We start from the raw sequence: 22,659 nt of genomic DNA on the forward strand, positions 1-22,659 counted from the left end.
AGACGCTAACCCGGTCCGCCCTCACGATGACGACAGCCGCGCGTCACGGCCGCTTCCGCTGCATGGCGGGCTCGGGCGATGGGAACAGCCGGAGGAATCGCTCGACGCGCTCGTGACTGCCCGACAGCCGCACATCGCCGGAGGCTATCGCGTCGTCCAGGCCGCGATCCTCCCAGAGCAGCGCGTTGAGCGTTGCTGGCGCGGTCTCGACGATGGCGTCCGGCTGGTCCGTCTCGCCCCGCCGAATCTGGATCACCCCGGCGGACAGCTGAACGCGGAACGTGTCCTCTCCCATTCGCAGGCCCAGGTCGATGGTGAGCCCGTCAGCCAGTTCCGGGTCGAACATCGTCTTCAGCGCCAGCATGAGTGAGTCGGAACTCAACGCGGCGTCGTGGCGCAGCGATGGCGATCGGACCCCCCACCGACCCAGGGCCGTGATCACCGGCTCAAGCTCACGGCCCCACGTGGTCAGCTCGTACACCCAGGTGGCGGCGGGCGGGGGAAGCTTGCGGCGACGCGTCACGCCGGCCTCCTCCATCTCGCGGAGCCGTTGAGCCAGCACATTCGGGCTCGCGCCCGGCAGGCCCATCCGCAGGTCGGTGAACCGTTTGGGACCGAACAGCAGTTCGCGGACCACCAGCAGCGCCCAGCGCTCGCCCACGAGGTCGAGAGCGTGAGAGGCGGCGCACCCGTCGTCGTATCTACGCTTTCTGGCCATCCCCCCACCCTATCAGCGAAGGTCCTCGATTCAATGCTGGAAGTTGTAATTTAGGACCTACTACTAGCATAATGCTACTTCCAGAGATGATTCAAGGATCACCGGAACTGGGAGAGCAGATGACAGGTGCGCGGAACGATCGAACATCCCAGCCGGCGACAGCGACCGGGCCGCCCGATCCACGACGTTGGAAGGCGTTGGCGCTGCTTGGCACGGCCTTCTTCATGGTCATCCTGGACGCGACAATCGTGCTCACCGCGATCCCGTCGATACAGGAGGACCTGAACTTCACGGTGGCCGGCGTCCAATGGGTGCTCACGGGGTACGCCGTGACCTTCGGCGGCCTCATGCTGTTCTTCGGCCGCGTCGCCGACCTCGTCGGACGACGCGGTGTCTTTCTTGTGGGCGTCGCGCTGTTCGTCGTTTCGTCGTTACTGTGTGCTGTCGCCTGGACCGGCGGCTGGCTTCTCGCGGCCCGCGCGGCACAGGGCGTCTCGGCCGCCATCATGGCCCCGACCGCGCTGTCCATCGTCGTGTCGGTGTTCCGCGACCCGACCGAGCGCAACCAGGCGTTGGGCGTGTGGGGCGCGTTGGGCGGCATCGGCGCCACGGCTGGTCTGCTACTGGGTGGCGTCATCACCGCCAGCCTTGGCTGGGAATGGCTCTTCTATATCAACGTCCCGATCGGCATCACCATCCTTCTGCTGGTGCCCGCGCTCATCGACACGAGTCGCACGAAGAGCACCTCGCGCCGGTTTGACGCGGCCGGCGCGGTCACGAGTACGTCGGCGCTGGTCCTGTTGATCTACGCCATCATCAACGCACCAGAGGCTGGCTGGGCGAGTGTCCAAACCATTGTCGAACTCGCTGTCGCGGCGTTGCTGATCACACTCTTCCTCGTGATCGAGGCCCGATCGACGGCACCACTGGTGCCGCTGCGGATCTTCAAGCTGCGCGGCGTAGCGGCCGGCAACCTGACGATCCTTGCGGTCGGACTCTCGGTCGACGGCATGCTGTTCCCGTTGACGCTGTACGTGCAACAGGTTCTCGGCTACTCGGCTCTTCAGTTCGGCCTGACCAGTGCGCTGATGACCGTGATGTCCATCCTGGGCGCGTTCGCCGGCCAGGCGTTGGTGACCAAGCTGGGTTTGCGGCCGATCGCCGTGCCGGCCCTGCTGCTGATCGTGATCGGCAGCTCCCTGCTGACTGCGGTCTCGGTCAACGGCACGTTCTTCGGCGACCTTCTCTGGGGCCTGCTGATCTTCGGACCGGGCTTGGGCGCCGCGTTCGTAGCATCCCAGATCGCCGCCCTGAACGACGTCGCCGAGGAGGAGTCCGGACTGGCCGCGGGCCTGGTCGACACCTCGTTCAACATCGGTAGCGCCCTCGGCATCGCCATCGTGATGTCGGTGGCTCTGTCGGTCGCTGGCGGGGTGGCAACCGACGATCCCGCCGTCGCCCTGACGGAAGGCCTCCAATCCGCCTTCCTCGTCGCGACGATGTTCGCGATCCTCGGCTTCCTCGCCGCGTTCGCCCTGCCCGGACGACCCGCCGACCCGGCGAGCACGAGCGCGGGGTCGGCGGTGAGCTTCGACAAGGCTGCCTCCAGCGTGGCGGGGTCGACCCAGCGGTGATGATCGCTGGCGGCGGTGGAACTGACGCCAGCTGGGCCCTGAGCAGGGTCGTTGCCCTTGGCTCCGCTCCGGGCGGTTCATTTCGGGTTTCCTCGAATCGATGGTCCCTCGCCCAGGCGGTCACGGATGCTCGACCCGACCCGACCCGACCCGACCCGACCCGACCTGACTTGGAGTCGCGGTGACATTCCACGCAGGGAGAGGATCAACGCCATGCTGACCAGCTTCTATCCGGTGCTCGGCTCGCACGACGTCGCGACCGCCAAGGACTTCTACACTCGACACTTCGGGTTCGAGGTCACCTTCGAGGCAGACTGGTACGTCAGCTTGCGCCGCGCCGACGCACCGCAGTACGAACTCGGGCTGCTCGATTTCACCCACTCGACAGTGCCCACGGCCTACCGCAAGCCCGTACAGGGCATGCTGCTCAACTTCGAGGTCGACGACGTCGATGCCGCGCACCAACGCCTCGTCGGGGAGGCCGGACTGACCGAGGAACTCACGCTGCGTAGCGAGGAGTTCGGGCAACGGCACTTCATCGTCGCCGCCCCGGACGGCGTACTCATCGACGTCATTACCAACATCCCGCCGGCCGGCGGCTACGTCGACCAGTTCGCACCCGGCATCGCCGAACAGCACTCGCCCTGACCTGGGCCGCCGACCTCGCAGCGCCGTGCAGGACGAACGAGACGTGGTCGATGGCGAGGGATCACCACCGGCGATGCGTACGGACGTCCGCACCCCCAGGTCGAGATTCGCTCTGTGCCAATGGCGCGTAGCGGTCGTGCCGGTTGCGGGCACACCTGGAGGGCGTCGCGCCCACGAGCGGAGCGGCCCGTCCCAGTCCATAGAGCAGTAATGTGTTCCAAACATCAGGCTTCCACCGCCGGATCGATCGTTCGAATTTTTGTGTAAGCAAGGCTGCGACGAATGCCGGCCGACGATTACATGGGATAACCTGCCAAGTGGCCAGGAGTCGAGTAGCCGGAAAGACAATACGGAACAGAATCCTTGCCGGACTTGACTCGCTCGCCAATCTACAGGCTCATCCAACCAACATCTGAAAGGTTTGACATGCGACTCGTGCGAGTGGCCATAGGGGGCGCAGCCACCCTCGCCACTGTTATCGGACTCGGTTTGGTAACCGCCAGCCCCGCCGCCGCAGGCGGGACCTGGCGGGCGTACGGCAACACCAATCCGATAACCTCCAGCTCCAGCACATGGCGTTGCACCGTGAGCAAGGTGGTGGACAACAGCGCCGTATACGGCAAGGTCATCGCGCAGGTTTGTGCTATCAGGTCGTCGAGTGGAACCGGCGTGCAGTCAGCCGTGATCGTACGCAACAACAGATCCAGCTCGTGGTACCCGTGGGCACAGTCGGACCTTATGGCGTACCCAAGTCGATCGTCTGAAGACAGGCTGGGCCAATGGCGGTGTTCGTCGTCCGGGATCGCGCCGAACACCTGGTCAGTCTGCTTCGGGGACACCATTATCCATAGCGGTCCGGTCAACTCGGGCGGAAGCGTCGAGAGCGTCTACCTCGGCATTTCTCCGTACGTCTGAGCCTCATTACAGCACGTGATCCGCAAGCCGGCGGGCGCACGCATCCATTTACCTGATTGCTGACCGACAGCCCCGGTTGAGATCCTCTTCAGGAGAAGAAGATCTCGACCGGGGTTGTCGTGGGTGGTCGATGCGCTAATGGTTGTGCCGCACACCGGGTACGCCCTACACGGCTCAGGCGGCCGGTGACGTTGAATCGGTCGACATGGAGAGCCGGCCACCATTACTGACGGCAGGTCGGAGCCTGGTACGAGGTGCGTCCGAGAGCCTCGGCCTCCTGATCGTGATCAGCCAGCCGTTGGCCGGCCACCTGGCCCGGACCTGCACTGCCGGTTGCCGCCCGCGTTAACCAAGCCACATGACCGTGACGGGCGGGCTGCTCCTTCTCACGCCGTTGTCGTGCAGGGTCCGACGTCGTCAGGTGCGTCACCGGTACCGGTAGCGACCCGGACGATGGGTCCATGTCAACGGCCGCGACACGCACCAGCGGGGAAAGACGGTAACGGTTATGACCTTCCAGTCCCAACAGATTGTGGGCGACCAGCCGGTCGAGGGAACGACGGACGGCCGTGGGCGGTATGGCCGTCAGTTCTGCCACCGTGTTCGATGAGAACACCTCCCCCACCTCGACCGCCAGTCGCCGCAGAAGCAGCGTAGTCTGCGGATCGAGCGACCGCGTCGACCACAACTGGACCGTCCGGAAGTCGACGAGGTCGACGTCAACGGCGGCGGCATCGAGCCGATTCTCGTCCTCGATGAGGTCCCGCACCAGGAGGGGTACGTCCACTTGGGGCAGACGCGCCACCTTCTCCGCGACGATCCGTAGCGCCAGTGGGGTCCGGTCGCACAGTTCGACGAGTTGTCGGACCTCGTGCGAGTCGGGGTCGATCCGGCTGCCGATGACCGCGCCGAGGAGGGCACTCGCCTCGCTGGGGCCCAGCCGTGGCACGGCCACCCGCCTGACGGCATGCCGGGTGGCCAGCCCTCTCAACTGGTTGCGGCTGGTGACAATCGTCAGGCAGCTGGCGCCGGGTAGCAGTGTGCGGATCTGGTTCGAGCTCGCGGCGTTGTCGAGCACGATCAGCATCCGCGGCCCGCTTGTGCGCAGCCGAAACATCGCGGCCCGGGCCTCCGTGCCGTCCGGGATCTGGTCGACAGGAATCCCGAGGCTCTGTAGCAGGACACGGAGCGCGTCAACCGGCTCCACCGGGTTCGTGGGACCAAATCCTCCCAGGTCGACGTGCAGGTGCCCGTCGGGGAACCGATGGGCATTCAGCGTGGACCAGTGCAACGCCAGCGCGCTCTTACCGATTCCGGCCGGCCCGTCGATGACGATGGTGCGCGGCGCGGCAGGGGCAGCCGAGTCGATGCCATTCATGACGTCGTCGATCGCGGTCATCTCGTGGTCGCGTCCGGTGAACTGTGGGTCGTCCGGCGGAAGGCTGCACGGGTGGGCGGGAGGGAGCCCGTGGACGGTGAGGTTCGCGCGTGCCGACAGCAACTCGTGCAACCCGCGGCCCGTGAGAATCTGCTGGTGGATCTTCCGGAGTTCGACACCCGGGTCGATGCCGAGACCATGCGCGAGCTGGTGCGACACCGCGTGATAGGCCTCCAGAGCCTCGGCCTGCCGTCCCTGCCGGTGCAGCGCCGCCATCAGCAGTACCCAGAAGTGCTCGCGCAGTGGGAACTCAGCGGTCAGGGCGCGCAGCTCCGCCACCACGCCGTCAACGTGACCCAGCGACAGGTCCACCTCCAACCGTCGCTCCACGGCGCGGAGGCGTTGTTCGGTAAGTGCCAGGACGTCGTACTCCTGGATGATCGCCGAGGACACATCGGCGCAGGCAGGACCACGCCATAGGTGCAACGCCCGACGCAGCAACTCACCCTCTCGCTCCAGATCCGTCGTCGCGGCCGCCTCGGCGAGCAGGCGCCGGAACACGAGCAAATCAAGATCATCAGACTCCACCCGCAGGAGATAACCCGCGGGCATCGTGACGACGGAGCCGTCCCACGGCACCTCACGCCGGAGCCGGACGATATTCGTCTGCAACGCGCGGCGCGGTGAGGCCGGGGCCTCACCATTCCACAGTCGGTCGGTCAGCTGGCTCACGCTCATCTGCTGGTTGGGATGCAGTAGTAACGCCGCGAGCAGGGTCCGCACCTTCTCCGAAGGGATGGCACACATCCGACCGTCCTGCATCGTCGCGACCGACCCGAGGATCACGTAACGCATGCTTCTCCTACCAGGCTGCACCCGGCACGGCAGTGGTGGAAAGCCGGGTCGAGCAACGGTATGAATCAGGTGTACGAACGCGCAAAGACTTCTGGAACTCTCGAAATGTGTGCCGGCCGTTCAGTGCGGTGCCCGTCGCCGGATTTCGCCTGACGTTTCCGGTGGTCCTGCCCACTCAGCTGTCGCGGTTTGCTGTCGAACGGTCCATGAGGATCCTGCACAGGTTGGCGAAGGTCGTGGCCTGATCGTCGTCGAGGAGGTCGGCGAAGTGGGTGTGCACCAGCGCCAGGTGTACCGGTGTGGCCTTGTCGATTGCCCGGCGACCGGCCTCGGTGAGCACGATGTCGTCGCCGCGTCCGTCCAGCTCGCAGCGCTCCCGCGTGATCAGGCCCCGCTGTCGCATCCGGCCGAGTTGTCGGGACAGTCGGCTGTTGGACCAGCGCATGCGTACGGCGAGGGCGTTGACCCGTACGCAGTGCTCCGCCGGGTCGCGCAGCACCGCGTCGGTCTCGGCGAGCACCTCGAAGTCGGCCACGGAGAGGCCGGTCTCCGCTTCGAGATCGTGCGCGACCTTGGTGTCGAGTGTCAGGCGCAGTGCGCGGTAGGCGGTCCAGGCCGACTGCCAGGGCTCTTCCTGCATGAGCTGCAACGTACCAACTCGTTGACATGTAAGCGAAGGCGCCTTTACGGTATCGCTTACATGTAAGCGATCTGGGGAGATGATATGCAGAGCATCCACGTCAACGGTGTCGACCTCGGAGTACGGACCGACGGCGACCCCGCACATCCGGCACTGCTACTCCTGCACGGCGCGGGCCACTCGAGCGCCGCCTGGGATGAACGGTTCTGCGCCCGCCTGGCCGCCGGTGAGCGGTTCGTGATCCGCCTCGACAGCCGCGACGCCGGCATCTCCACCACGTACCCACCGGGCCAGCCCGACTACGCCCTACGCGACCTGGTGGCCGACGTCGTCGGGACGCTCGACGCGCTCGACGTACGCAGCGCGCACGTTCTCGGCATGTCGCAGGGTGCCGCGACAGCCCAACTCCTCGCGATCGAACACCCCGAGCGCGTCACGTCGCTGGCGCTGCACGCCTCCACCCCCGGCGGCCCCGGACACCACAATCCCGACCTACCCGGCCCGACCCAGGAGATCAACGCCCTCTTCACCGCGACGCCGGCCGAGCCGGACTGGTCCGACCGCACCGCCGTGATCGACCACCTGGTCGCCGCCGAACGCCCCTTCGCCGCCGCCAGCCGCCCCTTCGACCTGACCGCCACCCGCGCCCTGGCCACCAGGCTGTACGAGCACGCTCGCGCCATCGCCGCTCAGGTGAACAACCCGTTCCTCATCGACGCCGGCGCGCCGTGGCGCGACCAACTGTCCTCGGTCCACGTCTCGACGGTCGTCTTCCACGGCAGCGACGACCCGTTCCTCCCACCCGCGCACGGCGAGGCGCTCAGCCGCGAGATCTCGGGCGCACGCTTCGTCAGCCTGCCCGGGACCGGACACGAGATCTTCCCCGAGCACACCTGGGACACCGTCCTCGCGGTTCTCGCCGACCTGCACAGGCTCCCGTCTCGTCCGCGTCCGCGGAGAGGGTGAACCGGTCGGCGTAGTGGATCTCAGGCAAGGAGGTGAGCGGGCGAACGGGTCCGGGAACAGTGCGTGTTCCCACGACACTGTCCACAAGACCGATGGTCAATCTGACCGTCTCCGATCATGTCTACGGCACCGGACAAGCTGCGCGTTCGAGCTGGCCGTGTCTTGCGGCGTCGGACACGATCGCGGGCCGATCTGGCCCATCGTGCGTCGGGTCGGCGTCATTGTCCGCGCGGGGCCCCATGCAGTCCATCAGTTCGAGGATCTGCGAAACGACTTGACCAGCACGTCCAGACGAAGGATGCTCTGGTGCCGTCAGCCTGAAGCAGGGCGGGCGCTTACCTGACGATAACCGCCACCATGGTGGAAGTCGTGCCGGCCCTGCCGCGCATCGTTGGCGTCATGCCGGCGGACGTGGAACGCCACAAGCGGCCGAGGGGGGTCGCACTGAATATGATCAAGACAGCGCAGCCGCGCAGCGAGGTGACCTTCGGATGTTTGGATGATCTCCGCGTCGACGTGAAGATCATGCCGATGGCGAGTGTCCTGTCCCTGTTGGCCGATGCCGCAGGCCGGCCGCAGGGAGTCCCCCCACTCCTCCGGTCGGCAGTACGATCCAACCTTCCCTACGAGGCGACGCGGCTGCTCACTCCCATGTTCGGCCCCTCGGCGTCGAGCATCCCGCACTGCCTGACACCGTCGGTTTCGGTCCGTGACGTGGACTTCGAGAGCCACCTCAACCAGATCGCCACTGCCGCCCACGAGCGGCTCCCCGATCAGGTTACGGCTCTTTACGGCGAAGCGACCCCCGGTCACTGGGATTGGGCGCTGCGCCGTCCGGGCCGATGGGTGGACGCATACATCGCCATGCTGCGGTCTGCGTGGGAGGTTCTCCGTCCGCACTGGCAGCGGGCGCAGCCTCTGCTGGAGCGGGAGATCGTCCGGGTGGGGACCGCGTCGGTGCGCGACACGTTCGACGGTGTCCTCGCACACATCAACCCGCGGTGGCATTACCGCGACGAGTCCCTGTTGATTCCCGACCGCCACCCGGAGCGCTTCGCTCTGGACAACAGACGGCTGGTCCTGACCCCGACCGTGTCAGGCGTCGGAGCCTCGGTCTTCGATCCCGACATGGCGGACATGTTGTGGCTGGGCTACCCGCTACCGAACCTCTGGACCGTCTGGAGGTCGGAGCCGGCCGGCTGTGGGCAGGACCCCCTCGTCCTCGTGCTCGGCCCCATGCGGGCCTCCCTGCTGCGTCACGCCGGCTCGGGGCTGGGCATGAGCCAGCTGGCCGACCTGCTTCACTGCGCCCCCAGCGTCGTCACCTACCACTGCACGTCACTCGTCGACGCCGGTCTGCTCTACCGCGAACGTCGGGGTCGCCACACGCACGTCCGTCGCACCGAGCGGGGCAACGCCATGCTGGACCTCCTGGCGGGCGGATAGCCCCGGCTGTGACAGTCCCGGGCGGCAGGGGTCCGCAATCGCCTCATGCGGTTCGAGCGCCAGATCGCGCCCGTTGTTGTCGTCGGCTCCGGGGTAGCCCGCCGGTAGCAGCGATGGCCGAACCGCCACCGACGGCCTGGTCCAGGTGAGCTACGCGCCGTTCCTCCGAGACGTCACCAATGGAATTGGCGGGACGCATGAACTGACGTCGTGGTGACAACACGCCGAAGCCGCACTGAAGCGGTGCAGTGCTTCGATATCTGGCGAGACGGTTCCTGAGGAACGGAGAAATTGCCATGCATATCCGCCAAGTCAAACGCACGATGTGGCACCTTGCCATGAGCGCACTGGCCGGGGTTGCGCTTCTTGGGATGGCGGCAGCGCCTGCCCATGCCGCCACGGCTGCGAGCCCTGGTTCTGCTGCCAGCACGACCCTACAGGCGGCCGACTACTCCACCTCGGCGTACACGCTCTACGGTGGCCGCTGGTCGGACATTGACGGCTGCTTCCGGGCTGGCGAACGTTGGATCAACTATGAGGGCGCGGACAACTATTCGTGCCTGTACGACAAGCAGTACAACTACTACGACCTGTGGGTCTACTACTACTGAGACCCGCCTACTGACAAAGGTGTGAGGAGTTCGGGCGGGGTGTGTCGCCGCCGCCTGTAGCGAAGTCTCCGGCGACGGTTGGGCGAAGGTCGACCTGACGCCGGAGACCTCGTAATCATGTTGGCGGTGATGAGACGGGCCGACAAGCGGCGAGTGAAAGGGATCCTCGCGCTCCGGAACCGGTGACCGGCTGGCCGCCACTCGCGAATGTCGGCACCTCGTTTTGACGGCGGCGCCATTCTCTCACGTCGCCGACACCTCGCCTGGCTGGCCAGCGCGCGGCAATGTCAGTGCTGTCCCAGACGCTGATACGGAAGGCCGTTGAGAAGGACATGGGTGGGCGTCTGCGCCGACCCGACTATCGACAAGGTGGACCGGGTGGAGTCCGGGTCGGGCGCCCACGGGATGTGATTCGGTGCACCGGTGGGTGCGACGTAGACGTGGCCGGCGAGGTGTGTGTAGCGCACGCTGGCGACACCGTCGGTCACTCGCAGCCCGTTCGCCTCGGCGCTGATCGTGATCGTCCGGCCCGCTGGCCGGCCGTAGATACCCGCCGCCACAGCAGCCTCCGCGGCGACGGCGAGGTCCGGCGTACTCCCCAGGCCGTTGTCGCGAAGCCATGACCGTCTGCCCGCTCCGAGCAGATGAAGGAGCTGGTCGAAGTACTTCTGCCGCCGCGGTCGCAACGCGGGATCCTCACCCCGGTTGTCCAGCCACGCTGCCCCGATTCCCAGGTCGGGTATGAGCTGCAGCTTGCTCCAGTTGCCATCGTAGTGGCCTTCGTGGCCGACGCTCAGCGCGTTGCCGTACCGGGGTCCGATGGCTATTGCCATGCCGTATCCCCGCACGATGTCCAGGCCCACGTCGACGCACGGCTCATGAAGTTGCCTGGCGGCGGTGGCGGTGAGCAGGGGCCGACCGCGGTTTCCTGGGTCACCGCCGAGGTGGACGACGCCGAGGCGAGCGAGGTCCTCGACGCAGCTGAAGGCACCGGAACTGGGCGCCGTCATCAGGTTGGCGTCGAACCTTCGCCGTACGGCCAGGCGTCCCGATGGGGTCGCGACGTGCTGCTGGCAGAGTGGGAACGTCATGGCGGCGAATGGATCCAGTGTGGTGCGACGCATACCGGCCGGCTCGAACAGCAGCTCGCGCATCGCCTGGACAAAGGGTTTCCGCATGATGCGCTGGATGACGTAACCGGCGACCACGATGCCGAGTTCGCTGTAGCCGAAGACCTGTCCGGGTTCGGCGAATCGCGGCGCACCGAGACAGGCTCCGAGTACGTACTGCTCGAGCGGGTCGCGCCACGTCGCTTCCGACAGGAGCGGAACGGGTCCGCGGACGATGCCCGCGGAGTGGCTGAGCAGATGTCGCAGCGTGGTGTGTGCGAAACGGTCGCGTCCGGGAACGTCCGGCAGGTGGCGGGTGATCGGCTCGTCGATGTCGGCGTGGCCCCTCGCCACGAGTACGCCGGCGGCGGTTCCGGTCATCACCTTCGACAGGCTGTGTACGACGCCGACCGTTGTGGGCGTCATGGCCGTGTCGGGGCTCTCGATCGAGCTGACGCCTCTCGCGGCTCGCACTGTCACGCCCTTCGACGTGAAGAGGCTCACCGCGACGCCGGGAACATCAACGGACTTCAGGAAGTCATCGAGGATCGCTTGCACGTCGCGCGTGTCGACGTGGCGGTGCGGGGGATCAACGGTCACCGCGACCGACCGTCCCGTGGTTCGCGCCCGCGTCAATCGTCGCGCGGTAGGTCCGCTCCAGCCAATCGACGTATGCGGCGTTGTCGAAGCGCTCCGCGCGCAGCAGCCCTTGACGCACGAGTGTCGCCCGCAGGGAGGCGTCTGACAGGATGCGTCTGGCGGCGGATTCCAGCGCGCCCGGGTCGCCGGGGGGCACCATGAGCCCGGTCTCGCCGTCGACCACGGTTTCCCGCATTCCACCGGACCGAGACACGACAAGTGGAACGCCGCACGCCATCGCCTCCAACGGCACCAGGCCGAGCGGCTCCGCGTCGGAGGTCGGATACCAGACCAGATCCGCCGCCCGGTACGCGTCCGCGATGCGCTGCCGGTCGAAGTCGGTGAACCGCACCGCGTGCGCCACCCCCAGGTCCTCGGCGATCCTCACCAGTTCTCGCCGGAACGCGGCCACCTCCCGCGGGTCGTCAACGATGTTCTCCGAGGCGCAGAGCACAAGCGTGCCGCCGAACTCCCGGTGTATGCCGGCGAACGCTCGCACTCCGCTTTCCACACCCTTCCAGCGCAGCAGGCGCGCCGGGTGGAAGATGACCGGCCGTTCGAGTTGTTCGATGCGGTTGTCTCGGGGCCCGTTCGGCCGGAAGGTGTCCATGTCGATTCCGAGCCAGCGGGTGACCGCCGGGCGCTCGGTCGGGAGGGCATCGCGCAGATAGCCGCTGACGAATACCACGAGCGACCACGGCCAGTCGAGCAGCTCCGGGTACAGGTACTCGCCGACCCGGTCGTGGACGCCGTTCACCACCGGCACGTCCGCGAGATCCAGGCAGGCGCGGGCCAGTTCGGGTCCGAAGTGATGCGCGTTGTGGACATGGACGATGTCGGGTCCGAAGCCGACGAACTCGCCTGCCAGGCACGACCGGATTTCCGCGAGCAGGCCCGGGTCGGGCGGGGAGGTGCGGGGTAGGTTCGCCCTTGCCCGCAGGATCGACTGGGCCGACAAAGCCGGGTGCCACCGTACGGGCACCGATCCGAGGGCCGGCAGGTCCTCGCCACCGGCCAGGACGAGCACCTGATGTCCGCGGTGTAACAGCTGATGGCACACGTCCCACACATGGCTTTCGGTGCCGCCGAAGGTCGGCGGGTAGGCGTGAGTGATCATGAGGATGCGCACGGCTGCCGCCTCTCGTTCCGCACGCTGAAGTCGACAAGCTCCGGTCTGATTCTGGTGAGCAGGTAGTAGCTCTTGGCGACACCCAAGAACGCGTTCATTGACTCGAATCCGCGGTCCAGCGCGGCGATCTCCACGTCGTCCGGATCCACCCGCCAGTGCTTCGCGAACCACGCTGCCACCCGCGCGGGCGGGAGGGTGGAACTGTCCCGGTTGGCGATACGGAGCCGGGACTCGACAAGCGATGCCACCCGGGCGATCTTGGCGGCGCGGGTCCACGCCTTGGTATCTCTGAGCAGTGCGATCGCCTCTGCCTTGGGAGCGATGCCAGGCTTCACCCGGAACGCTCGGGGCACGAAGATGGCGATGAGTTCCTCCGTTGATCGTGTCGCACGCTCGGATCTGGTCGTCCACCGCGTGAGGAACGTGAAGTCGGCCCCGTCTGGCCGGTCGGAGTAATGCCCGCGGTGCCGGCCGTGCGCGACGACGGTCTGCTCCGGGGTCAGGCCGGGACGATGGTCCGGGCAGCCGTCCGCGCACTCCTGCCCGATGACTCGGAAGACCAGGTCGCGATGGATCGTCGGGTAGTCGTGGGCGAACAGTTGACAGATATTGACGAGCGAGACGGCGCTCAGCGTCGGCAGGGCGCCGTCGGGTGACTCAGCGCGCGAGGCCAGCTCCAGGTTGGCGGTGAAGGACGTTCGGTGGAGGACAGGCCGTCCGGTTCTCCCCCGGGGATCGCCCTGCGTCAGCTGGTCCAGCAGCCGCAGAGCGTCCGAACGCTTGACATCCACGACGTTCGTCCGGCAGTACCGCTCGATTCTTCGTGCCTGGCCAGGAGGGAGATCCAGCGCTTCGATCGTCTCGACGAGGGTTCGGTGGTTGCGCCGGACATAGGGCATCGTGGCCATGGCGTCGATCAGCTTGTCCGCGTGCGTCTGCTCGATGATCCCGTCCCGCACGGCGGTCGCGATCGTGGCGCGGATGTTCACCAGCGGCTGGGAGAACGCCGGATAGCCCGCCTCAGCGGGGCCGTGGAGCAGCGCCACCTCGTCGTCGCCCACGAGGCGACCGGAGCGGTAACCGGCGAAGACGTAGCCGACGCCTCCCATGCCGTACCGGTGCATCTCCGCGGCCCGCAGTGCGCCCATGCTGCTCGCACCGAGGACCCGAACACCGTCCGCGAGGGCAGCGAAGATCTCCTTGTGGCGAACCGCCGCGGTGTGGTGGAAATAGCCATCGACGATCCCCACGATGTCGCCCGCGGAGAGCGGCACCCGGAACAGGTCACCGGCGGCGATGGGCGGCAGGACCCGCACGGTGCCGTCAAGATGATCCCGTACGTCCGGGAGGCTCGGTCCGATGAACAGGTAACGCATAGGCACCTCAATGGGAGAGAACGTCGTACCTCAGGCCAGGACACACGACGTGCACGACCGGAATTCCCAGGTCGGCTCGGGTGTGGTCGACATATGTCGGCTCGCGGCCAGTGGCGGCCACCACGCGGTCAGCGGTGATCTTCAGGTCCGTTGCGAGATCCGGTTGCCGGACCGTGCCGATCCGGGCGTAGTCGAGACCGACGGTGGGGGTGTCGAACTCGGCGGGCCGCTGCTGGCCAGCCTTGGCCGCCCGGGCATAGTCCAAGGGCTTGATGTCGTCCCGCGCGCCGGCGATGACGGTGGCTCGCGACTGTGCCGCCTCGGTCAGCGCGCGACACAACGCGACATCGCGGTCAAGATGGCAGCCGGTGCCACCGAACGGCAGCGGCAGATTGTCGCTCCAGATCCGGGCCCGGAAAACCGGTAGCCCCACAGCGCTCGGAACAACCGTGACCGCTACGGCGACGCCGGCTCGGGTCATGGTGTCCAGCAGTGAGGCGGCCGGCCCGGTCACCGTCTCCAGGTCGACGACGTGCGCGGCCCGCGGCTCGGGATGACGCCGGGCGAGGGCGTCCCGTTCGATCACTTCGTACAGGCCGTGCAGCAGTGCCTCGGTGAGGTTGTTGCCGCTTGCCAGACCGTTCGTGGTGGTGTCGAATCGCGGTACGGTCCATCGACCGTCGACCACGCCGTCCATGTTGAGCAGCTCGGTCGGCAGCCACGTCGGCGCCCCGGTGCGGATGACTATCGCGGGAGACCAGTCCAGCACGCAGTCCTGGTTGACGGTGCTCTTGTACCCGAGGTTGAGCTCGTCCACCTGGTACCCGATCTCGCCGGTGAGCTGGCGCGGTGAGGCGGTGCGTGGCCCGGCCGGCATCCGTTCGGCGTGCCAGAGTTCGATCGATTCCATGGCGGCGGACACCTTTGCCAGGTCCGGTGTCAGTCCCTTGCCCTGCGAGACAGACAGGGAGCGGGAGTCCGGCCGGATCGCCTGGTAGACCGGGATTCCGATCTCGTCGAGCCAGGTGACGTCGGCGAGCCGGGTGATGCCCACCTCGGTGAACACGGGTTCGATCCAGCGCAGCGTCTCGTCCGGCTGCCGGGCGCGATGGGTCCCGTCGACGCATGCTTTCAGCTCTTGTACTGACTTCACAGCGACCGTAGCCTTTCGTCACGAGCGGAACTCACGTCATCTCCGGCCGGTACCGGCGGAGCCAGTCGTTCATGGTCACGATCCGCTCGAGTTCGAGCCGCTCGTGCTGCATGCTTGTCTGTCCCACGGGGCGGGCGAGAGCGTCGCGCGCCGCGGCCAGGTCGAGCATCGGCCGCACGGGAGCGTCCCGGTCAGCGATGATGGCGGCGAATCGGCGCCGGATCGCGTGTTCGTAGCCGGGATCCTGGGTCGCCGGGTACGGGACCTTCACGCGCTGTGCCACCACCTCGGGAAGCAGATCGGCCACCGCGGAGCGAAGCAGACTCTTCTCCCGCCCGTCATGCGCCTTCAACCCCCAGGGCGCGTTGAACACGTAGTCGACGAGTCGGTGGTCGCAGAACGGCACCCGTACCTCCAGGCCGACGGCCATGCTGATCCTGTCCTTGCGATCGAGCATCTCGGGGAGCATGCGGCTGAGAAACAGGTACGACACTTCCCGCATCCGACGCTCCCCCGGGCTGTCGGACGGCAGCCGGGGCACCTCCGCGAGCGCCTCCTCGTACCGCTGGCTGATATGGGGGAGCACGACCCGCCGCATGAACGTCGGATCGAGCACGGTGCCCCCGCTCGCTGGCGTCCATCCCCTGAGCCGGGCGAACCACGGGAACGTGTCGGCCGCGACCGCCTCGCGATTGTGGAACCATCGGTATCCGCCGAAGAGTTCGTCCGCGGCCTCACCCGACAGCGCGACCGTGGCGTCCTGCCGGACCCGGTCGAGCAGGAGGTAGAGCGAGCTGTCGAGGTCACCCCAGGCAGGTAGATCACGGGCCCGCAGGACCGCGTCGAAGACCTCCTGGGCGGCGAGCTGGTCGGCGCCCACCTCGATCGTGCTGTGCCGCGCGCCGAGATGTGCGGCCATGAGGGCGGCGATCGGGGCGTCCGCGCTCGACCGTACCGGATCGGGTGTGAACCCGGCCGGCGCGGTGACGTCGAGCGCGAACGAGCGGACCGGCGTGTCGAGCGTGCGGGCGGCCAGGGCGGTGAGCGCGCTGGAGTCGAGTCCTCCGGACAGCAGCGTGCACAGGGACACGTCCGCCATCACCTGACGGCCGACGATGTCCGTCAGCAGGCTGCGGACCGTGCGGACCGTCGTTCCGAGGTCATCGGGATGGTCGTGTGCGTCCAGGCTCCAGTACCGGTGTTCGGTACAGCCACTACGGGACACCCTGACGAGGTGACCCGGCCGCACCTCGCGCAATCCGCGCAGCGGTGACTGTCCGGGGCTCCGCAGGTTCGTCAGCAGGTCGGCGAGACCGTCCGGGCCGACAGCCGCGGAGAACTCCCGGTGGGCCAGGATCGCCTTGGGTTCCGATCCGAACAGGACGCCGTCGGCAAGCGCGGTGTAGTACAGCGGCTTGACGCCCATCCGATCGCGGACCAGGAGCAGGACCTCGGTACGGAGATCCCAGATCGCGATCGCGTACATGCCGTTGAGGCGGCTGACGAACCCGGCGCCCCACTCCAGGTAGGCACGCAGGAGCACCTCGGTGTCGCTACGGGTGTGGAACGCGTGTCCGGCGAGTTCCAGCTCCGTCCGCAGTTCCCGGTGGTTGTAGATCTCGCCGTTGTAGGTCGCCACCGCGACGGTGTGACCGTCGGCGACCACCGGCATCGGCTGCGTCCCACCGTCGAGGTCGATGACCGCGAGTCGGCGGTGACCGAGCGCCGCGTGCCTATCGGTCCACAGGCCCTCGCCGTCCGGGCCGCGGGCGGCAAGGGTCCGGGTCATCGCGAGCACGATGTCGCGCTCGGCTGTCAGGTCGGTCCGGTAGTCGACCCAGCCGGTGATCCCGCACATCTGTCGAAGTCCTCTCGTCGAGCGGTACCGGGCGGTCGGTATCAGGTCCGCACCGGTCCGACAATGAATTCGCCGACGGGCGACTCCACGTGTGGCCGGACGCGGGTGGCGGTGGCGAAGGCGACCGCGTCCCCGGTGCCGAGCGCGCAACCGGCGAGGCCCATGGCGGTCGTCGCCAGGTACAGGGCGCTGTAGGCAACGCCGACGTTCTTCAGCGTCGCCGCGTAGGCCATGCCTTCGTACTTCCAACCCAGCCGGGCGAACCGGGACGCGAGGACGACGACCAGGGGCGGCTCCGCCATCGCGGAGGCACTGTGCTGCGCCGACGCGAGAATCGTGGACAACGTCCGCGGGTCGGCGGTCACTTCCGTCACGGTGTGCCGCATCGGGTCGTAGTGGAACAGGCCCCTGCCGACCCGGGTGACCCGGCCGGCGGCGAGGTAGACCTCGAGATCGTGTGCGGCACCCGCGCTGGGCAGCGGTCGCATCGACACCTCGTAGCTGTGGGGATCGGCGGGATCGCGGGGCACCAGGCGCCGGACGCGGAAGACCCGGTAGAGCAACTCGCCCACGGCCTCGACGGTCAACGGCTGGTCAGCCCACTCCCTACCGGAGGCGCGCCGCTCCATCGCGACGACAAGCGGCGGGTCGGTGCGGGCCAACCGGTGCAGGTCTGGACGGGGCAGCGGGAGCTGCCGGCCCGGCCAGGCCGGACGCAGCGCGGGCAGCGGCGGGACCACGCTCGCGTGTCGGAAGGTCGCCCCCACCGGCAGCGGGCTGAGCCCACGACGGCTGCGACTGTGGATGAGAAGGTCGTGGGGATCGCGCATCGGGAGTACCGGCTCACGATCCTCCGGCAGCAGCCCGTCCTCGTCCACCGGGGCGATGACGCCGCCTGCGGCCATCAACCGTAGGCATGCTCGCAGGACCGACGCGGCCCTCGGCCAGACGGTGCGGACGACGTCGGCCTCCTCGGCTGGCTCGTGCAGTGCCGCGAGGACCGCGCCGAGTTCGGCCGCGCGGATCCGCAGACAGGTCCCGGCCACCAGGCTCTCCGCCCGCAGTCCGCGGTCGGCTCGGCGGACCAGGGTGAACCGGGAAAGCCGGTAGCGCGTCACGGCGTCGTGCAGAGCGAGGTCGAAGCCGCTCAGGGTGCTGTTCGAGGCGAGGTCACACAGGATCTCCCCGGCGTCGTGGACCGCGAGGGCGATCGCCCCGCGGACGTGCAGCCGGCCGATCTCCCGAACGAGCCGGCCGGTGTCGGCTCCAGGACAGCGGTCGCGTGCGATCCGTAGCAGGTCCGCGATCGATGCCCAATCGGTGGCGCTGTCCGGATCCAGGGCGAGCAGCGCCGCGTGAACGCCGGCGTCGAGACGCTTCATGGTCACTGTGGAGTGTCGCAGCGCGAAGGTCACCGTATCGTCGGACCTCGGTGATGCGCCCAGGGGGTAGTGCGGTCGGAGGACGAGGTGGTCCTGCCAGCTGCCGTTCACCACAGCACCGCCGAGCCGGCACCGTCACCGAGCGAGCCGCGTGCGGCCAGCCCCACCGCGGCGAAGCTGCGGTACCCGCTCCGCCACCCCTTGCCGTCTGGTACCAGCGCGGTGGACTGAAGGTCCGCGAAGACCATCGCGTCGTACCCGCGCTCCCGGGCCGCCTGGTGTAACTCCTGCGCCGATTGGGCCTGGGCCATCGCGCACGCGTCGATGGAGTCCGGCCCGGTTTCGGCGAGCGCGCGACCGATGTCGGTGGTGAAGACGACGAGTGCGTCGGGGTCCAGCTCACGCTCGCGGAGTGCGGCGTCGACGTCGGTGCCGGTGAGCCGGATGGGATCGAGTCGGCCGTCAGCCCACCGGTAGGTTCTGTGCTCGGCCTCCCGACTGCCACGCCAGCGGATGACCACCTCTCCCCCGTGGCCGGCGCGGGCCGCGAGCATGGCTGCGAGGTCTGCCCGGCGTACGGCTCGACGGGTGCGCCGCACACGTCGGTGTGGGAGTGGCTTTGGAAGGTCCTGTCGCAGCGGAACGTCGACGACCATGGTGACAACATCCCGGGAGGGGTCGAGTCCTAACTGGTGCAGGACATCGGTTGGCAGTGAACGCTCAGGGCGCGCTCGGAGGCTGAAGCCCTTTCGTGCCAGGACGGTCCGCAACGCGCCGAGTGCGTACCCGGTGTCCTGGCGCACGGTGAGGAATGCCCGGCTACCGAAGAGTGCCTCGGCTCGGTTAAGGGTGGCGGCGACGATGACCGTCAGGTGACCGTCCGGCGATGGGAGGCGTTGCGCCAGCGTCGCGGCCGGGATCGGCCGCACCGCGCCCCGGCGCCGATCCAACAGATAGGCGTGGGCACCATTACCGTCGCGATGACACAGGAACACGTTGAGCAGGTTGGCGCCAGCGACTGACAACAATGGGTTGTGAGCCGTCGACCGTGGCGCGAACAGGTCGGCAACGACGCCGAAGGCGCCGGTTCGCTCCGGGGGGCGAACGTCGAGCGGCGGCACCGGGTACACCGTGATGGTGCTGTTCGCGGTGGACGCCCGTAGGGCCCGGATCGGTCGGGACCAGTTGGCTTTCAGGGGTACGTCGGTGGTCTGCAGCGACTGGTAGGTCTGGACCGCGTCCGGGGACAGGGTCTCTCGGATGCCGCAGTGGACGCAGGCCGGATCCCGCAGGACCGCGGTGAATGTCTGGTCGCTGCCGCCGCCCTTCACGTCGACGGCGCCACCACTGGTGCGGCAGTACCCAGTGCCGGCCAGCCACCGGACCACCTCGCCGGCGGCGACGGCGAGGCCGACGCCGAACGACGGGGTGTCGTTGACGGCTGCCGGTGACCGGCTGTCGTCCGTGGACGGGCGGCAGCAGTGTGAACACCGACCGCCGGGAACGTTGCAGAGCGGCCCCACCCGCATCCCGTCGGCGGTCGGCGTGACGAACAGCGTCGGCACCGTGCCTGCGGTGTCGTTCTGGGGTGGGGTCGCACTCCCATGAACAAGCATCACGTCGCCGGTCGGCTCGGGCGGCAGATCGCCGACCGTCGCGATACCGCAGTCCCGCAGCAGTCCCCCCATGGCACGGCGGAATCCCAGGTCCCCCCGGAGGCAGATCGTGGCTGTCGCGAGGCGGTGGAGTGCTGTCGCAGCGGCCCGCACGCCCAGGGTGCGTTCGAGGTATCGGGCCATCTGTCGGGGAGCAGCGGTGTTCGGGGAAGCGGCGAGCGTCAGCACGCCCAGTCGCACCAACGGTGCTACCCACCCTTCGATCGTTTCAGCGGGTTGGTCGAGGATCGCCGCCGCCTCGTCGAGCGAGTGGCCGCCGCGGATCAGTTCGACCACGGCCAGGGTTTCGGCGAGCGCGGGTGGCCTGCTCAGCCGCACGGTGACGGGACCGCCGATGACGTCGAGGCCGGCCGCGTGCGCCCGGAGGCCGAGACCGTCCACGTACCGGTGCTTCCGGATCATCGTGTCGCTCCGTTCAGACCGGTGTGGAGCGGCGGACCGGGTGGGGTCGGAGCGGCGCACTGCGGGCACCCGTTGACCGGGATGACCGGCAGGGTGCGGATGGTGAGCAGTGCGGTGTCGACCATGGTGACCTCGTTCCGACGTGCCGCTGGATCGGCCGTCAGCCGTTCCAACCCGGCGAGGACCAACGTCACGACGATGGAGGTGACGTAGGGCGGGAAGCCATCGATGCTGACGGAAGGCAGTGTCCGGAGAGGCGGCCCGCCTGTCGTCCCGGACCCGTGCTGGCGAGCCCGCATGCGGAAGCAGGAACCGCACGCCGATGTGCCGGAAATATCCCATGGCCCGATCCGGATGTCCGGATGCTGGTGGACAACGTCCAGCAACGGTCTGCCGCTGCGGCGCCAGCGGGTGCGGAAGCCCGGAATGGCCGGGTCGTCATGGTCCGCCACGAGGATGCCGACCGACGGGCCGGTGGGAACCTCACCGCGTTCGGGGTTGGCGGGCGCGGTCGGTGCGACGGATACGGCGTACCCACTCCGGTTGAGCGCGGGCTCGAGCTTCGTGATCAGAGCATCGGCGAAGGCGCCACTCACGGCGCAGTGTGCCGAGGTGACGGCATCCACCGCCTCCCGTCGCGTCATAAGGGTGTCACCCACTTTCACGATTGACCGGATCAGGAGATCGGCAGTGGCCACCGGTTCAGGTCACGTTGCCGTGGCACGCCGTCGGCGGCCGGGTGCGGATGTCGGAGCCGGGGGTGGCCGCGGTACTGCATCTGCGGTGCGAGCGAAGCCGGCTGCAGGGCGGGGACCTGCACCTGCACCACGGTGTAACCGGCCGCCGCCACCTCGGGCGGGGTCAGGTCGGTGGCGTACGCCGTCATACCGAGCGAGCGGAGCACGTCGAGCACGTGGGCCAGTTCCGCGTCCGGTGACCCGAAGGTGCGGTCGTACGGGCGGCTCGTGGCACGTTGGGCGGCACCGTCGATCAGGAACGAGAACGCCCGTCGACGTGACGCCCGGGCCATGTTCGCGGCCCCCGCCATCGGGTCGGTGAAGTCGCGGTACCGGCGCGGAATGCGGATCCGCCCGGACAGCGGTGCGATCATTACCGTCGCCTCCAGGACCGCCTTCAAGGCGGTACCGGGCACGTCGAAACCCGCCGCGCTGCCGATCACCTGTGATACCCGCCGGTCGTTCGGCGACTCGACGACACACAGCACGGCCGGGACCGCCACGTCCGTCGTCGCGTCGAACAGGTGCAGGGTGACGTGGCGGTCACCGAACCATGCAACGATCTCCGCCACGTCGGTGGAGACGGCCGCGGGATCGAGCCTCGGCAGCGGGAGCCGCCGAAGCCAGGCCACCGAGATACTGTCGCGTTCGATCACCTCGTACAGGCCGCCCAGCAGCGCACGGGTCGGGGTGCGGTGGAGCGCGCAGCCGGTGGACATGGACAACCAGAACCGTTCGGCGGGCATCACCGGCGGGCACATCCGCGCCATCATCAACGGGATCAGCCGATGCTCCTGGCTGGTCAACTCCATGGCCTCGGTCCAGCGGATCGGCGCGTCCAGGTCCGGCGCGACCACCGGACAGTCCGATCGCCGCGACTCCGCCGCCGAGCAGCGAGCCACCTCGTCCAGCGCCAGGGCCCGGCTACCGAGTTCCCGCCCCGTCGCCGTGATCACTGGTGCCGGCCGCGAGTACAGACCCGCGTACCGTTCGACCGCCTCGCAGATCGAGATCCGACGTGCCAACTCGGGATCCCGGTACGTGCGGCCCGCCCCGTCGCTGAACTCCGGCACCGGAGCACCACGTAACCACCCGACGTCACCGATCGAGCAGACGTAGACGGAGACATCGGGAGGCAGCCAACCCCGCGTGTCCAGTGATCGCGGCTTGGCGGCGATCCCGTACGCGCCGACCAGGTCCTCGATGGGCCATCGGTCCGTGGGCGCCGGTTCCGGCACGGTCACCCGAATCGCCGGCCCCAACAGCGGCGACCTGTTTGAGGTCGGCGGCATTCGTTCCCCCTTTACGTCGTCGTTCTCGCAACACCGCATGGCGAGGTGCGACCGCGGAGACTCTGGCATGGTCCGCCTTCGCGCAGGCTTCACCT

At 68.0% G+C, this 22,659-nt stretch carries 17 protein-coding genes; 5 read left to right on the top strand and 12 right to left on the bottom strand.

Going from position 1 to position 22,659, the window contains the following annotated elements; genetic code table 11:
* Window positions 1-43: 43 nt before the first annotated feature.
* Window positions 44-718 (bottom strand): winged helix-turn-helix transcriptional regulator, encoded by a 675-nt coding sequence (locus tag ACFQUZ_RS20140; protein ID WP_377444408.1) that lies wholly within the window; start codon window positions 716-718, stop codon window positions 44-46.
* A gap of 224 nt (window positions 719-942) precedes the next feature.
* Here ACFQUZ_RS20140 and ACFQUZ_RS20145 point away from each other — a divergent pair, with 224 nt between their 5' ends.
* Window positions 943-2,352: an MFS transporter gene (locus ACFQUZ_RS20145; protein ID WP_377444693.1), complete on the top strand. Its 1,410-nt coding sequence runs from the start codon at window positions 943-945 to the stop codon at window positions 2,350-2,352.
* A gap of 213 nt (window positions 2,353-2,565) precedes the next feature.
* Window positions 2,566-3,000, top strand: a complete 435-nt coding sequence (locus tag ACFQUZ_RS20150; RefSeq protein WP_377444411.1) for a VOC family protein — start codon at window positions 2,566-2,568, stop codon at window positions 2,998-3,000.
* A 1,138-nt stretch (window positions 3,001-4,138) separates the two neighbouring features.
* On the opposite strand, the gene ACFQUZ_RS20155 is transcribed toward ACFQUZ_RS20150, so the two are convergent.
* Window positions 4,139-6,076, bottom strand: coding sequence for a BTAD domain-containing putative transcriptional regulator (locus tag ACFQUZ_RS20155; protein WP_377444414.1), 1,938 nt, complete (start codon window positions 6,074-6,076; stop codon window positions 4,139-4,141).
* 247 nt (window positions 6,077-6,323) lie between these two features.
* Complete coding sequence (locus ACFQUZ_RS20160) at window positions 6,324-6,788, bottom strand: MarR family winged helix-turn-helix transcriptional regulator (RefSeq protein WP_377444417.1); 465 nt, start codon at window positions 6,786-6,788, stop codon at window positions 6,324-6,326.
* An 84-nt stretch (window positions 6,789-6,872) separates the two neighbouring features.
* Here ACFQUZ_RS20160 and ACFQUZ_RS20165 point away from each other — a divergent pair, with 84 nt between their 5' ends.
* The 3 genes from ACFQUZ_RS20165 to ACFQUZ_RS20175 all read left to right on the top strand — a co-directional run bounded on the left by ACFQUZ_RS20165 (window position 6,873) and on the right by ACFQUZ_RS20175 (window position 9,811).
* On the top strand, window positions 6,873-7,754 hold the full coding sequence (locus tag ACFQUZ_RS20165) for an alpha/beta fold hydrolase (protein ID WP_377444420.1): 882 nt from the start codon (window positions 6,873-6,875) through the stop codon (window positions 7,752-7,754).
* A gap of 495 nt (window positions 7,755-8,249) precedes the next feature.
* A complete protein-coding gene (locus ACFQUZ_RS20170; RefSeq protein ID WP_377444422.1) occupies window positions 8,250-9,200 on the top strand; it encodes an ArsR/SmtB family transcription factor in 951 nt (316 codons plus the stop codon).
* 296 nt (window positions 9,201-9,496) lie between these two features.
* The gene (locus tag ACFQUZ_RS20175; protein ID WP_377444425.1) at window positions 9,497-9,811 is read left to right on the top strand and encodes a hypothetical protein; all 315 of its coding nucleotides are present in this window, start codon (window positions 9,497-9,499) and stop codon (window positions 9,809-9,811) included.
* A 287-nt stretch (window positions 9,812-10,098) separates the two neighbouring features.
* Here the strand turns inward: ACFQUZ_RS20175 and ACFQUZ_RS20180 are convergent, their stop codons facing one another.
* The 9 genes from ACFQUZ_RS20180 to ACFQUZ_RS20220 form a co-directional block, all read right to left on the bottom strand.
* On the bottom strand, window positions 10,099-11,520 hold the full coding sequence (locus ACFQUZ_RS20180) for a serine hydrolase domain-containing protein (protein WP_377444427.1): 1,422 nt from the start codon (window positions 11,518-11,520) through the stop codon (window positions 10,099-10,101).
* On the bottom strand, window positions 11,510-12,688 hold the full coding sequence (locus ACFQUZ_RS20185) for a glycosyltransferase family 4 protein (protein WP_377444430.1): 1,179 nt from the start codon (window positions 12,686-12,688) through the stop codon (window positions 11,510-11,512). The genes ACFQUZ_RS20180 and ACFQUZ_RS20185 overlap by 11 nt, the downstream gene beginning before the upstream one ends.
* Window positions 12,673-14,064 carry a TfuA-like protein gene (locus ACFQUZ_RS20190; protein WP_377444433.1) on the bottom strand — a complete coding sequence of 464 codons (1,392 nt, stop codon included), beginning with the start codon at window positions 14,062-14,064 and terminating at the stop codon, window positions 12,673-12,675. The genes ACFQUZ_RS20185 and ACFQUZ_RS20190 overlap by 16 nt, the downstream gene beginning before the upstream one ends.
* Before the next feature lie 7 nt (window positions 14,065-14,071).
* Complete coding sequence (locus ACFQUZ_RS20195; RefSeq protein WP_377444435.1) at window positions 14,072-15,217, bottom strand: YcaO-like family protein; 1,146 nt, start codon at window positions 15,215-15,217, stop codon at window positions 14,072-14,074.
* Window positions 15,218-15,248: 31 nt separating this feature from the next.
* Entirely contained in the window at window positions 15,249-17,075 is a 1,827-nt protein-coding gene (asnB, locus tag ACFQUZ_RS20200) for an asparagine synthase (glutamine-hydrolyzing) (RefSeq protein WP_377444438.1), read from the bottom strand.
* 41 nt (window positions 17,076-17,116) lie between these two features.
* Window positions 17,117-18,457 (bottom strand): SagB family peptide dehydrogenase, encoded by a 1,341-nt coding sequence (locus ACFQUZ_RS20205; protein WP_377444440.1) that lies wholly within the window; start codon window positions 18,455-18,457, stop codon window positions 17,117-17,119.
* A 107-nt stretch (window positions 18,458-18,564) separates the two neighbouring features.
* A complete protein-coding gene (locus ACFQUZ_RS20210; protein WP_377444443.1) occupies window positions 18,565-20,535 on the bottom strand; it encodes a hypothetical protein in 1,971 nt (656 codons plus the stop codon).
* The gene (locus tag ACFQUZ_RS20215) at window positions 20,532-21,179 is read right to left on the bottom strand and encodes a TOMM precursor leader peptide-binding protein (protein ID WP_377444446.1); all 648 of its coding nucleotides are present in this window, start codon (window positions 21,177-21,179) and stop codon (window positions 20,532-20,534) included. The genes ACFQUZ_RS20210 and ACFQUZ_RS20215 overlap by 4 nt, the downstream gene beginning before the upstream one ends.
* A gap of 32 nt (window positions 21,180-21,211) precedes the next feature.
* Complete coding sequence (locus ACFQUZ_RS20220; RefSeq protein ID WP_377444449.1) at window positions 21,212-22,564, bottom strand: YcaO-like family protein; 1,353 nt, start codon at window positions 22,562-22,564, stop codon at window positions 21,212-21,214.
* Window positions 22,565-22,659: the final 95 nt, after the last annotated feature.

Source organism: Plantactinospora sp. GCM10030261, from assembly GCF_042666615.1.
Classification (GTDB): domain Bacteria; phylum Actinomycetota; class Actinomycetes; order Mycobacteriales; family Micromonosporaceae; genus KBS50.